Genomic DNA, 13760 nt, shown 5'->3' with positions numbered 1-13760 from the left:
TAAGCGTATCGACCCACGTCGCCCCGTCACCCCTCTTCTTGCACGGCCCATGAAAAAGCCGCCTGGCGATTGCTCGCGAGGCGGCTTTTAAAGAGAGAGAGAGGGATCAGATCAAGCGCGGGCAGCACGCAACTTCATGGAGAACTCGCGCAGGGCGGCAATGCCGCTTTCTTCTGCGCGATGGCACCAGCCCTGCAGATCGGAAGCGAGCTGCTCGCGGGAAGCCGAGGTGCTCAGCCACATCTGGCGCAGTTCTTCACGCATGGTGACCATCTTGTCCAGCACCGGGTGCTCGGCGCGGGCCTGGGCAATCTGCGGCTTGGCAGCGGCGGGCACCTTGTCGTCGTCGCGGTGCAGCCAGCGGTTGGCGGCGCGCAGAACAGACACATCGGCCTTTTTCGCCTTCAATACTTCGATCTCGGCCTTGCCGGCGCGGCGCAATTCGCGCGCAAAGCCGGCCATCACTTCGTAGCGGTGGGCAATCAGGGCTTCCAGCGTCTTCTCGTCGGCTACAGGCTGGATGGAACCGAGTTGCAGCTTGGGCGGAACCTTCTTCACGGAAGCCAGGCCAACCTTTTCGAGGGCGCGGATGTAGATCCAGCCGATGTCGAATTCATAAGGCTTGACCGAGAACTTGGCCGACGTGGGGTAGGTGTGGTGGTTGTTATGCAGCTCTTCGCCGCCAATCATGATGCCCCAGGGCGAAATGTTGGTGCTGGCGTCAGGCGCCTCGAAGTTGCGGTAGCCCCAGTAGTGACCGATGCCGTTGATGATGCCGGCCGCCGTCACGGGGATCCACGCCATCTGGACAGCCCAGACTGCCAGGCCGGCCACGCCGAACAAGGCCAGGTCAATGATCATCATCAGGCCCACGCCCTGCCAGCTGTAGCGCGTGTACAGGTTGCGCTCGATCCAGTCGTTCGGCGTGCCATGGCCGAATTTGCTCATGGTTTCCTTGTTTTTGCTCTCGGCACGGTACAACTCGGCGCCTTGCCAGAACACTTTCTTGATGCCGTGGGCTTGCGGGCTGTGCGGGTCTTCAATCGTTTCGCATTTGGCGTGGTGCTTGCGGTGAATGGAAACCCATTCCTTGGTCACCTGGCCCGTGCCCAGCCAGAGCCAGAAACGGAAGAAATGCGAGGGAATTGCATGCAGGTCCATGGCGCGGTGCGCCTGATGGCGGTGCAGGTAAATCGTCACGCTGGCGATGGTGATGTGGGTGGTCACCAACGTGTAGAGCACGATCTGCCACCAGCTGGCGGCGAGCAATCCATTAGCCAGCCAGTCGAGGGCGGCATCAAACAAGATCATAAAAGTCCTTTAAACGGTCTGCAGCAGTCGCCCATTTCAATGTGTCTCCGGCGCTGCAAGAAAAAGCCCCTTATTGTAAGGCGATCCCCCATAAACACCAAGTCACTTTCGGCACAGGGTCTTAGGCTAAATCAGTGCGAAAAATCACGATCAAATATGTAACTTCCGACTATTTGCCGTCTTCTGTCGTCAAAAATATCACGACTTTTGCCATACTGCCGCGAAAAAACCGTCGGTCTGATGCAGGTAAGGCCAGAGCCGGAGGTAGGGTCCCCGGCAGAGTTTTTCGGCGTGTTCAACCCCTAGATGGGTCAACGAAGGCCCCGTTTCAAGGACGTTGAACTCTTTATTGGCGGCGCTGAAAGTTTCTGCAATCGCCTCGTTTTCTTCGCGCAAAACGCTGCAGGTGGCATAAACCAGCCTGCCGCCGGGCTTTAAAAGCCGCGCAGCGCTCTGCAGGATGGCGGTTTGCTTGGCCGTGAGCTCTTCGATGGCCTTGGGGCTTTGCCGCCATTTCAGGTCGGGGTTGCGCCTCAGGGTGCCCAGGCCGGAGCACGGCGCATCGACCAGCACCCGGTCAATCTTGCCGGCCAGGCGCTTGATGCGGTCGTCCCGCTCATGGGCGATTGCGACCGGATGGACGTTGGACAGGCCGCTGCGCGCCAGGCGGGGCTTGAGCGCGTCCAGCCTGTGGCCCGAGGTGTCAAAGGCATACAGCCGGCCGGTGTTGCGCATCGAGGCACCGAGGGCCAGGGTCTTGCCGCCGGCGCCGGCACAAAAATCCACCACCATTTCGCCGCGCTTGGCGTCAACCAGCAAGGCCAGCAGTTGCGAGCCCTCGTCCTGCACTTCAATCGCACCGCGGGTGAAGGCGTCCAGCTTGGCCAGCTGGGGTTTGTCGGCGATACGCAAACCCCAGGGCGAGTACGGGGTTGCTACTGTTTTGATAGCGAACTTCCCAAGCTCCTTCTGGACTTCAGCCCGTTTATCCTTAAGGGTATTGACGCGCAAGTCGAGCCCCGCCGGGGCATTGAGGCTTTCCACCAGCGGCCAGAAATCGTCACCGAGTTGCTCCTTGAGCGGCTCGACCAGCCACTGCGGCAGGTTGTGGCGGTGCAATTCCATCAGGTCGGCTGGCTTGACCTGGTCGCATCGGCTCAACCAGTCTTTCTCCTGGTCGGTCAGCGCGCCCAGCAGGAAGTCGCGGTCTGCGGCAAAGCCCAGAATGGCCAGGCGCCGCTCGGGCGGGCCACTGCCGTGCTGGGCCAGGTAGGTGTAGAGGTTTTTCTTTCGCAGGACACCGTAAATCGTTTCGGCCACGGTGGCGCGTTCGCGCGGGCCGAGGCGGTAGTCGCGGAAATAACGCGACACGACCATGTCGGCGGGGTGATCAAATTTAAGGACCAGCTTGAGAAGCTCGGAACAACTGTCGAGTAAGGCTTTGGGGTGCATGGGCCCATTGTCCCACCCTTGCGTTCAGCCCTTATCGCGGCACGTCACGTCACCGTGCGAACGTAGACGGCTTCGAAGGCATTGCGCTGAATATCCGCCACGGTCGGCGAATACCCGGCCCACAAGGCCAGCACCGGGCCAGGCAGGTCCAGTGAGCGCTCCAGGTGCCGGCACAGGTCGTAGCGCGATTCGTCGTCCAGCGCCGGCAGCTCCACAAAGAGCAGGTAGCAACGCCTGTGCGCAAACTCCTTCAAGGTTTTGCGCACCAGCCAGGCCCGCGCCACCGGTTTGCAGCGTGCCAGTTGCGCCTGGAGTTCGCCTTTTTCAAAATTGTTCAGGTCGTGTCGCTCAATGGCCTGGAAGAACGGCGTCTCCGTCAGCTCTTCCCAGGCGCGTCCCTCCGCCTCGTCGGCGTGCTTGAGCCTTTCACGCCAGAGCGCAAGCGACTTTTCATCGAGGCTGCCGTCCGCAGCAGGCTTTTCCATGTCGGCGACGGCCACCCGGCAGGCCCACCAGCGGTTGGCCGCGCTTTGGTCAAACAACTTCCCGAGGCACTCCAGGCGCAACGCCCGCTCGGCGGGTGGCAGGCATTGCACCAGGCCGCGCAAGGCGCCTGAATGGCCGGGCGTGATCTGCAGTGCGCGCTCATAACAGCCGCGGACGTCGGCTCGCGCGTTCAGGCGGCGTTGCAGGTTACCCAGTTCAACCATCTCTTCGGCGTTGTTGCGTTTTTCGCTGGCAGTCAGCTCGGCAGCGCGGGCCCGCACCCGCCCCAGGTAAGCATGGTGCTGCTTCCAGTCGCTCGCGTTGTCCTTGCACCATTGCTTGTCGAAATGGGCGATCCATTTCGCAGCGCTGGAGCCCAGCAGGTCCAGCGCGGACCGCGACGAAGACGACCATGCCGGCAGGCTCTTGGCCGCTTCAAGCGCTTCCAGCCGGTCGCGCAGGCCGGGGTGGGTGTCATCCACGTCGCTGAGGCGGCGCAGGGCCTGCCGCAGCGACTCGCGGGCAAAGTCCCCCGGGGGCGCCAGGCCGAGCAAGGCGCGCATGGACACATAAGGCCCCACCGGCAAGGCCTGGGCCGAGGCGGCGCTCCAGTGATCCGGCCAGAACTCGCGGGCCACCCAATCGCTTTTGACGGCGATTTCCGTCAAGGCCGCCGCTGCCACGTCCTTGCCCAGCAGCTTGCCGGCGATGCGGTCGGCCTCGTACTCATCCTGGCGCGCCAGCGCAAAAGTCTTGGCCGAGAAACGGGGGAAATACCAGCGCAGAAACGCCTGCGTGGCCGCAGCGACCGGCCCTTCGTCGTGGCGCAGGTCGTGGTTCAGCATGGCCCAGCTCAGGCGCGTGCGGTAAATCCAGGCGGCAAAGCGGCCGTGGTCACCTCGCAGGTGACCGTACTCATGCGCCAGCACGGCCAGAAAGCGCGGGCGGTCCAGCGCCATCAGCAGGGGCAAACCGATACTGAGGTAATTCACGCCGCCGCCGAAAAGGCCGTAACGCGGATGCTGCCGGATGCTGGCGTTGAAGTCCGCATCCAGGAACACGCGGTGAATGGGCGGGCCCTTGATCTTTTTGCGGATGCGCTCCAGCGATTCAAACAACGCAGGCGCGTCGCCGGCCTGCAGCTCTACACCTTCCGGTTCATCAAAGCGGCACCAGAGCGCCTTGAGGCTGGTCCACAGCAAGCCGCCGGCCGCTACCAGCAACCCGATAAAAACGGCCTTGAACCGCCCGTGGAGCATGGCGCTGACAACCCACACCAGCAGCCCGGCAGACAGCAGCAGGCAACCCACCACCCAGGCGTAGCCCAGGGCCGCAAAGGCCGCCACGCTGCGGCGGTAGCCTTTGCTGTCGTCGGCGCTGGCGTGTTCGCTCAGGCGCACCAAATGGATGAAATCTGCGCGGTCCATCGATCCTCCCTTTTTTTATTGGCGACAATCTTACCCATGAGCCAAGACCCCAATCTGCCGCCCCTGATCGAAACCCCGACGGGCCTGTACCGCCACTACAAAGGCATGTTGTACGAGGTGGTCGGCACCGTGCGCCACAGCGAAAGCCTGGAGCCGATGACGCTGTACCGTGCGCTCTACGGCGAAAAAGGCCTGTGGGTTCGGCCTGCGGCGATGTTCAATGAAGAAGTCGTGATCGGCGGTGTAAAGCAGCCGCGGTTTGCCCGGCAACCCGATAAAAAAGAGGCATAGCCCCAACAGCGACCGGCCGCAGCGCCGGGCCGCCCCAAGCAAGCCCAGCCCCTCGGGGGGGGGCAGCGACCCGCGCAGCGGCCGAGCGTGGGGGCCATCTCACCGATAATGGTGGGTTATGTCCGAAACCCAAGCCTCCAGCGAAATCGAAAAACAGGTCAAACGCCGCCGCACGTTTGCCATCATCTCCCACCCCGACGCGGGTAAAACCACGCTGACCGAGAAACTGCTGCTGTTCTCGGGCGCGATCCAGATCGCCGGCAGCGTCAAGGCCCGCAAGGCCGCGCGCCACGCCACCTCCGACTGGATGGAGATTGAAAAGCAGCGCGGCATCTCGGTGGCCAGCTCGGTCATGCAGATGGAATACCGCGACTGCGTCATCAACCTGCTCGACACACCGGGCCACCAGGACTTCTCGGAAGACACCTACCGCGTGCTGACCGCCGTGGACGCCGCGCTGATGGTGATCGACGCGGCCAACGGCGTCGAGCCGCAAACCCGCCGCCTGTTGCAGGTCTGCCGCGCGCGCAACACGCCCATCCTGACCTTCGTCAACAAGATGGACCGCGAGGTGCAGGACCCGATGAGCGTGATGGACGAGATCGAACGCGAGCTCGGCATGACGGTCATCCCTTTCACCTGGCCTGTCGGCATGGGCAAGCTCTTTCACGGCGTGTATGACCGCCGCGAAGACCGCATGCGCGTCTTCAGCCCCGGCGAAGAAAAAGCCGGCGGCGACGACGAAATCCTGGCGGGTCTCGACAACGCCGAAGCGGCCAAACGCTTTGGCGCCGAGTACGCGCAAGCCCAGGGCGAGATCGAGCTCGTGGCCGGCGCCACGCCCGAATTCAATCGCGAGGAATTCCTCGCCGGCAAACAGACGCCCATGTTCTTCGGCTCGGCCATCAACAACTTCGGCGTGCAGGAAGTACTGGACGCGCTGGTCGACCTGGCACCGGCGCCGGCGGAACGCCCGGCCATCCAGCGCGTGGTGCACCCCGAAGAGAAAAAATTCTCCGGCGTGGTCTTCAAGATCCAGGCCAACATGGACCCCGCCCACCGGGACCGCATTGCGTTTTTGCGCGTGGCCAGCGGCGAGTTCACCCGCGGCATGCGCCTGAAGGTCGTGCGCAGCGGCAAGGAGCTGCGGCCCAACACCGTGGTGAGCTTCATGAGCCAGCGCCGCGAGCTGCTCGACACCGCCTTTGCCGGCGACATCATCGGCATCCCCAACCACGGCGTACTGCAGCTGGGCGACACGCTGACCGAAGGCGAAGCCTTGCAGTTCACCGGCCTGCCCTTCTTTGCGCCTGAAATGTTTCGCGCCGTCGAAGTGGCCGATCCGCTGCGCAGCAAGCAGCTGCGCGCCGGCCTCACGCAGCTGGGTGAAGAAGGCGCGATCCAGGTGTTCCGGCCGATTGCCGGCTCATTGCTGCTGCTGGGCGCCGTCGGCCAGCTGCAGTTTGAAGTGGTGGCTCACCGCCTTGAACACGAGTACGGCGTCAAGGCCCGCATCATGGGCAGCAACTTCAACCTGGCGCGCTGGGTGACCAGCGACGACGCCAACGAGCTGAAGAAATTCATGGACGCCAACGCGCACCGTGTGGCGCTGGACGCCGTCGATGCGCCCACCTTGCTGGTCGACCACAGCGCCACCCTGCGTGCTGTCGAGCAGCAGTGGCCCAAGATCAAGTTCCATGCGCTGCGTGAGCACGCCGGGCTGGTCTTCCAGTCAAAGATGTAGGCGCAGGCCTGCCCGAAAATTCAAGCGTTTTAGGCCTCCAGCCCAATCAGCGCCTGGGCATATCGCTATCAAATTTATAGCGATATGCGCATCCGGCGCTTCCCGGCGGCTCAGTTCGATTTCAGGAAATCGCCGACTTCCAGCACGATCAGCTCGTTGTCGTCGGCCTTGTTCGGCTCGCGGCTGGTCGAAAACGGCAGGTTGTTGTCGTTGCCGACCACGATGTGCGTCGCGTCCACGACGTCCACGTTTTCAATCGTGAAGAAGGGGAACTTCAGCACGCCGTCGTTCAGCGGCTTGCGGGCGAGTTTCGCGGGGTCGGCGATGTTCAGCAGGTCGATGTAGCCGACCTTGCGCACCGGCCCGCCCACATTGGCGTCCGTCATCTCAATCTTGTAGACGCGCTTGAATTTGGCAATGTCGTGGAAGCAGTCGGCGCGCTTCTGGCCTTCGGGGCAGGCCTTGTCGGCCGTGCCTTCGCCGTTGTCGCGCTCGATGATGAGGCCGGTGGTGGCGTCGATCATGTTGAAGTCGCCGATGGCGTTGCCGTTGGCCTCCAGCGGGTACATCCATGAGCGGCCGCTCCACTTGCCGGCCTGCACGTCGAACTCCAGCACGCGCAAAGCCTCCTTGCCGGCCACACGTTCGTAGTCCTTGGCCTCGGCATTCCACACCGGGCCTTCGAGCAGGGCGTAGAGCTTGCTGCCGTCTTTGGACGACGCCATGCCTTCGAAGCCCTTGGAGCGCTTGACCTGGAAGTCCACAGCGCCGCCGGGCGCACCGGGCGTGGTGACGGCCGGATGGTCGGGGGAGCGCACGACCTTGCCGTCCACCTGGGTTTCAAACACCGCCAGCACCTTGCCCTTGAGGTCGGCCTTGATCAGGAAGGGGCCGAATTCGTCGCCGATCCAGAGCGCGCCACCGGCAAACTGGAAGCTCTCGGTGTCGAAGTCGCTGCCGGTGAGGTAACGTTTTTTGCTGCCTTCATGAACGATGCGAAACGGCACTTTCAGGTCGGGGTCGTGCAGAAAAACCGTCTCCAGCCGCTTCATGGAGCCGCCCTTGAAGTCGACCTTGTAGCGGTTCAGGTACAGCATCGAGTCGGGCGAATTGGCCTTGGCGCCGAAGCCGTTGTCCGTGAGGATCCAGAAGCTGCCGTCTGGCATTTTTTTGATACCGGAGTGGCCTTGCAGTGGCTGGCCCTTGAAGGGCACGGAAACGCCGGTGGGCCGGCCGGCAGACAGGCCTTCCACCGTGCCCAGCGCTTCCGTGCGCTTGCCGTTGGTGAACTTGCCGCTGACCTGCAGGTCTTGCGGCGCGTCCTTGGGTGCGGCGATAAATGATCTGGCGGGCATCACCACGTGGCCGGCCAGCGTGGCGGGGAATGCGGTGGGTGCGGCGGTTTGTGCCGTTGCGGGGAAAGAGCAAGCCAGCAGGGCCAGCGTGAAGGAAGAAAGCAGGCCAGTGCGGCCGCCCAGGTCAAATGAAGGCATGTGTCATCCGGGGTTGAAGGAAGACGCATGGTCGCCAGCCGGTGTGACGGGGCGATGACATGCCTGCTCATCCCGTTGCGGAAAACCCCGACAAAAACACGGCCCCCATCCGTTACAAGATGTCTCAACTCCGTACAGTGGGGTTCCACCTTCCCTCCACACAACGCTCAAACAGCATGAAACTGCTCATGCCCTCGCCGCCTTTACCGTAGCCTTTACCGTAGCCCTCATTCCCGCTGTCCTTCGCACGCTGGAACTTTTGCCATAAGCTATACGAATGTTACAAAAGGCTTGTTCGCGCGTTTTCTTCGGGCTTTTGCTCTCGGCTTTTTTCGGCGTTGGCCATGCCCAGGTCTTTGACCGCCTCTATCCGGACAGCCTGAGCATTGTGCTGGCCCAGCCCCTGGAATGGGTGGCGGCGCCGATGGGCTCCATCGCCTCGCCAGACGCCTTCAGCGCGGCCGCCACCGGTGCGGCGCCAAAGCCGGACTTCCAGCCCTACACGGACGACACCATTCTTCCCACCTCCGCCACACAGGAGGCCTGGGCCCGCTTTGCCCTCCCCGCCACCGACAAGCTGCAGACCTGGTACATCCGCCTGCCGGGCCAGGTCCTCTACAAGGTGAGCCTGTATGCGCGCGACGCGCAGGGCAACTGGCAGGTGCAGTCTGCGGGTGAGGCGATTGCACCCGCCAACTGGAACTTGCGCACACGCGTCCCCAGTTTTGAGCTGCAGTCGCACAGCGAATCCCCACAAAGCTACTACCTGCGGTTTGAAAACCGCCGGCCCATCACCGAGCGGCCCATGCTGCTCACGCCGATTGAATACATCGACGGCGCCTCGCGTGTGGGCGTGGTGATCGGCCTCATGTGGGGCATCTTTGCCCTGCTGACGGGCCTTTGCCTGGGCGCGTTCGCGATGGCGCGCAACAAGGTGTTCCTGTGGTTCGGCGTCGTCGTGGTGACCTTGATGTTCACGCAGCTGGTGCTGATCGGCTATGGCGGCTGGCGCATCTGGCCGCACAGCGTGCACCTCAACCAGGTCATGGGCTGGGTTTCGTCCACGGTCAGCATGGCCGCCGCCGCGTGGTTCTGCACCCAGGCCAGCTACACCCGGGACGGCCACCCGCGCATTCACCGCCTGCTGGCCACCGTCGCGGGCGTGAGCCTGCTGATGGCCTGTGCGATGGCCGTCAGCCTGGACTTGGTACCGCGCGGCTTTCGCAATTTCTGGCTGGCAGTGAGCACGCTGGCCATCCTGGGAAGCCTGGTCTGGATCTCGGTGCGGGGGCAGGCCTGGAACCTGATGCTGCTGCTGGGCGCGGGGCCGATCGGCCTGGCCGCGCTGGCCCGGCTTTCGTACAACATGGGCTGGATGTTCAACGTCGAATCGGCGCAGGCCGCCGGCGTCATCTCGGCGATGGCCGGCCTGCTCTGGGTGTTCTTCGTGCTGGCCTGGCGCAGCCGGGCGGCGCTGTTTTCCAACCACCGCGGCGCGGCACTGTCGACCTACGACCCGGCCAGCGGCCTGATGCTGCCCCGCATCGTGGAAGCCAGGCTGCCGCAAATGCTGCTGCGCGCACGCAAGCAAAAAATCGAATGCGGCGTGTTGATGGTGCACTGGCTCAACCAGGCGCCCAGCCATGACGAGGCCAGCGACCAAAAGCGCGGCGCGGCGCTGTCCCGCATCGGCGAAATCCTGCGCGGGGCCGCCCGCGACGTGGACACGGTGGCCCGCCACGACGAAAACCATTTCCTCATGCTGATTGAGGGCCCCATCAGCCGCGCCGCCCTCTCGGAGGTCTCCACCAAAATCCTGGCGGACTGCATACGCGCCTGCGAAAAGCTGGGCGACCCGGGCGCCTTCAACCTGCACATCGCCGTCTGGCACGACACACCCGGCACACAAGCCGCCGGCGACGTGATGGACCTGCTCACCGTGCGCCTGCACCACATGGCCTCGGGCACCAAACGCCCGGTGCAGTTTGTCGACTCGCCGCTGGAGCCCGCAAGCACCGCGAGCGGCGACGGCAGCCGGCGTGAAGACCTGCTGGCCAAGATCAACGCAATTGAGACCTCGCATCCCTCGCTGGCCGGCGAGCCAAGCGTTCGCTGATGTTCAGGGTTAGCGCACCGGCAGCGGCAGCGCTGTCTTGTATCTCACCTGTTTGAGCGCAAAGCTCGAGCGGATTTTTTCAATCCCTGAAATCGGCGACAGCTGCTCGAGGATGAATTTTTCCAGCGCGCCGATGTCGGCCACCGCCACGCGGATCAGGTAGTCGCTGTCGCCCGACATCAAGTAGCACTCCATCACCTCGTCATGCTCGGCGATGCGGCTCTCGAAGTCGGCCAGTGACGCCTTGCTTTGCGTGCGCAGGCTGATGGAGATAAACACATTCAGGCCCAGGCCCAGCGCCGCCGCATTGGCAATCGCCACATAGCGGTCGATCACGCCGCCGGCCTCCAGCGCCTTGACGCGGGCCAGGCAGGGCGAAGGGCTCAGGTGCACGCGCCGCGCGAGCTCCACATTGGAGAGCGAGCCGTCGCGCTGCAACTCATCCAGAATCTTTAAATCGAGGTTATCCAGCTGCATCATCTTTTAAATCCAGTATTCACAGCATTTTATGCTTCTGAATATGGCCTATGCCCGATATTGAAGCTACACCTTTCGGGCAAACCTGCGTACAGTGGTTCGGTCACCAAACGGATGCCATGAACGACTCCACACCCCACCATTTACTGATGCAAGCCGCTTCTCACGCCGCGCCCTCCGCTGACCCCGACCCGCAGGAGACCGCCGAATGGCGCGAGGCGTTTGAAGCCCTGGCGCTGACGCAAGGCCCTGCCCGCGCCCGCGAGATGCTGCATGAGCTGAGCCGCGTCGCGCGCAAGCAGCGCATCGGCTGGCAGCCCGAACTGGCCACGCCGTACGTCAACACCATAGGCGTCGACGAGCAGCCCGTCTTCCCCGGCGATCTGGCCATGGAAGAGCGCCTGGCCTCGCTGATGCGCTGGAACGCGCTGGCGATGGTGGTGCGCGCCAACCAGGCCGAAACCGGCGGCTCGGCCGAGCTCGGCGGCCACATCGCCAGTTATGCCAGCGCGGCCGATCTGTTTGAAACCGGCTTTAACCATTTCTTTCGCGCACGACAGAAGGGGCCAGCCGAGCCGCGCCGGGCCGCCCCAAGCGGCGAGAGCCCCCCTCGGGGGGGCAGCGACTCACACGCAGTGGAGGAGCGTGGGGGGCAACATCTGGGCGACCTGGTGTTCTTCCAGCCGCACAGCGCGCCCGGTGTGTATGCACGCGCTTACCTGGAAGGCCGCCTCAATGAAAAAGACCTGGGCTTTTACCGCCAGGAGCTGACCGCCCCCGGCCAGGGCGCGCAGGGCCTGTGCAGCTACCCGCATCCGTATCTGATGCCGGACTTCTGGCAGTTCCCGACCGGCTCCATGGGCATAGGGCCGATCAGCTCGATCTACCACGCGCGCTTCATGCGCTACCTCACGCACCGGCGTTTGCTCGACTGCACGGGCCGCAAAGTCTGGGGTGTGTTCGGCGACGGCGAGATGGACGAGCCCGAATCCATGAGCGCATTGACGCTGGCCGCACGCGAGGGGCTGGACAACATGGTCTGGGTCGTCAACTGCAACCTGCAGCGCCTGGACGGCCCGGTGCGCGGCAACGGCCGCATCATCGACGAGCTGGAAAAGCTCTTTGCCGGCGCCGGCTGGAACGTCATCAAGCTGGTCTGGGGCAGCGACTGGGACGGCCTCTTCGCGCGCGACCTGACGGGCGCCTTGGCGCAAACGTTTGCGCAGACGGTAGACGGTCAGATGCAGACCTTTGCCGCCAAAGACGGGCGCTTTAACCGCGACAACTTCTTCGGCCAGAGCGAAGAACTCGCGCGCCTGGCCCAGGGCATGACGGACGAGCAGATCGACCGCCTCAAACGCGGCGGCCACGACCTGGTGAAGATCCATGCTGCCTACGCTGCAGCCGCCAACCACCAGGGCCAGCCCACGGTGATCCTGGCGCACACCAAAAAGGGTTACGGCATGGGCAGCGCGGGTCAGGGCAAGATGACCACGCATTCGCAGAAGAAATTCGACGGCGAAGAGCTGATTGAATTTCGCAACCGCTTTAACCTGCCGCTGTCTGACGAACAGGCCAAAAACCTGGCCTTCTACAAACCCGCTGCCGACAGCGCCGAGATGCAGTACATGCACGCCAGGCGCGCGGCGCTGGGTGGCTATTTGCCGCGGCGCGAGACGGCGGCCGAGGTCGTCAACATCCCGGCCCTGCCGTCTTACGCGCAGTTTGCACTGGCGGCCGACGGCAAGGAGATGAGCACCACCATGGCCTTTGTGCGCATGCTGGGCGGCCTGCTGAAAGACCCGGCGCTGGGCCCGAAGATCGTGCCCATCGTGGCCGACGAGGCGCGCACCTTCGGCATGGCCAACCTGTTCAAGCAGGTGGGCATTTACTCCAGCGTGGGCCAGCGTTATGCGCCTGAAGACATCGGCTCAGTGCTGAGCTACCGCGAGGCGCTCGACGGGCAGATACTGGAAGAAGGCATCAGCGAAGCCGGCGCACTGGCCAGCTGGACGGCCGCGGCCACCAGCTACAGCGTGCACGGCCTGGCCATGCTGCCCTTCTATATCTATTACTCGATGTTCGGCTTCCAGCGTGTGGGCGACCAGATCTGGGCCGCAGCCGACCAGCGCGCCCGCGGGTTCCTGCTGGGCGCGACCTCGGGCCGCACCACGCTGGGCGGCGAAGGCCTGCAGCACCAGGACGGCACCAGCCATCTGATCGCGGCGACCATCCCGAACTGCAAGGCCTACGACCCGGCCTTTGCCGGTGAGCTGGCCGTGATCCTGGACCGCGGCATGCAGGAAATGATGGTTGAGCAGAAAGACGTTTTTTACTACGTCACGCTGATGAACGAGAACTACGCGCAGCCTGATTTGCGCGCGGGCGTTGAAGCCGACATTATCCGTGGCTGCTATCAATTCAATAGCTACATGCCCATACAAGATAAGGGCCAGAGCCCTGAAATGCTTAAAAAATCAGGTTTGGCGGTGACGCTGATGGGCTCGGGCGCCATCCTCACCGAAGTGATCAAGGCGGCGCAGCAACTGGCCGAACAAGGCATTGAGGCCACGGTGTACAGCGTGACCAGCTGGAGCGAGCTTGCACGCGACGGCGCGGCAGAGCAGCAGCAGGCGATCAACGGCGGCGCGGCAAGCGTGCCCTTCATCGCGCAGCAGTTGCAAGCCAGCACCGGCCCCATCATCGCCGCCACCGACTACGTGCGCGCGGTGCCCGAAAGCATCCGCGCCTTTGTGCCCGAAGGCCGGCGTTACCTCACGCTGGGCACCGACGGCTTTGGCCGCAGCGACACGCGCGCCGCGCTGCGTGAATTTTTCGGCGTCGATGCGCACAGCATCGTGAAGGCGGCGCTGCACATGCTCCATCAAAAGTAGGCAAGAACGCGAAAACGCCAAAAAGCCCGTGCGCGGTCAAACCACGCACGGGCCCTGGCAAGAAGCAGT

At 63.6% G+C, this 13760-nt stretch carries 9 protein-coding genes; 4 read left to right on the top strand and 5 right to left on the bottom strand.

Going from position 1 to position 13760, the window contains the following annotated elements; genetic code table 11:
* Positions 1-111 precede the first annotated feature (111 nt).
* From DT070_RS11530 to DT070_RS11520, 3 genes are all read right to left on the bottom strand, one after another.
* The gene (locus DT070_RS11530) at positions 112-1311 is read right to left on the bottom strand and encodes an acyl-CoA desaturase (RefSeq protein ID WP_122955527.1); all 1200 of its coding nucleotides are present in this window, start codon (positions 1309-1311) and stop codon (positions 112-114) included.
* A gap of 198 nt (positions 1312-1509) precedes the next feature.
* Positions 1510-2763 (bottom strand): RsmB/NOP family class I SAM-dependent RNA methyltransferase, encoded by a 1254-nt coding sequence (locus tag DT070_RS11525; RefSeq protein WP_122955526.1) that lies wholly within the window; start codon positions 2761-2763, stop codon positions 1510-1512.
* A 44-nt stretch (positions 2764-2807) separates the two neighbouring features.
* Entirely contained in the window at positions 2808-4676 is a 1869-nt protein-coding gene (locus DT070_RS11520) for a M48 family metallopeptidase (protein WP_122955525.1), read from the bottom strand.
* A gap of 36 nt (positions 4677-4712) precedes the next feature.
* Here DT070_RS11520 and DT070_RS11515 point away from each other — a divergent pair, with 36 nt between their 5' ends.
* Together DT070_RS11515 and DT070_RS11510 are read left to right on the top strand one after the other, a co-directional pair.
* Positions 4713-4967, top strand: a complete 255-nt coding sequence (locus DT070_RS11515; protein WP_122955524.1) for a DUF1653 domain-containing protein — start codon at positions 4713-4715, stop codon at positions 4965-4967.
* A 118-nt stretch (positions 4968-5085) separates the two neighbouring features.
* On the top strand, positions 5086-6711 hold the full coding sequence (locus DT070_RS11510; RefSeq protein WP_122955523.1) for a peptide chain release factor 3: 1626 nt from the start codon (positions 5086-5088) through the stop codon (positions 6709-6711).
* 110 nt (positions 6712-6821) lie between these two features.
* Here DT070_RS11510 and DT070_RS11505 read toward each other — a convergent pair whose 3' ends face one another.
* Positions 6822-8204 carry an esterase-like activity of phytase family protein gene (locus DT070_RS11505; RefSeq protein WP_122955522.1) on the bottom strand — a complete coding sequence of 461 codons (1383 nt, stop codon included), beginning with the start codon at positions 8202-8204 and terminating at the stop codon, positions 6822-6824.
* A 316-nt stretch (positions 8205-8520) separates the two neighbouring features.
* On the opposite strand from DT070_RS11505, the gene DT070_RS11500 reads away from it, so the two are divergent.
* Complete coding sequence (locus tag DT070_RS11500) at positions 8521-10320, top strand: 7TM diverse intracellular signaling domain-containing protein (protein WP_164483747.1); 1800 nt, start codon at positions 8521-8523, stop codon at positions 10318-10320.
* A 9-nt stretch (positions 10321-10329) separates the two neighbouring features.
* Here the strand turns inward: DT070_RS11500 and DT070_RS11495 are convergent, their stop codons facing one another.
* A complete protein-coding gene (locus tag DT070_RS11495; RefSeq protein ID WP_122957365.1) occupies positions 10330-10797 on the bottom strand; it encodes an Lrp/AsnC family transcriptional regulator in 468 nt (155 codons plus the stop codon).
* Positions 10798-10916: 119 nt separating this feature from the next.
* On the opposite strand from DT070_RS11495, the gene aceE reads away from it, so the two are divergent.
* A complete protein-coding gene (aceE, locus tag DT070_RS11490) occupies positions 10917-13691 on the top strand; it encodes a pyruvate dehydrogenase (acetyl-transferring), homodimeric type (protein ID WP_122955520.1) in 2775 nt (924 codons plus the stop codon).
* Positions 13692-13760: the final 69 nt, after the last annotated feature.

The organism is Polaromonas sp. SP1 (assembly GCF_003711205.1).
Lineage (GTDB): Bacteria > Pseudomonadota > Gammaproteobacteria > Burkholderiales > Burkholderiaceae_C > Polaromonas.
Note: the sequence above shows the minus strand (reverse complement) of the source record. Positions and strands in the feature narration are given on the sequence as shown.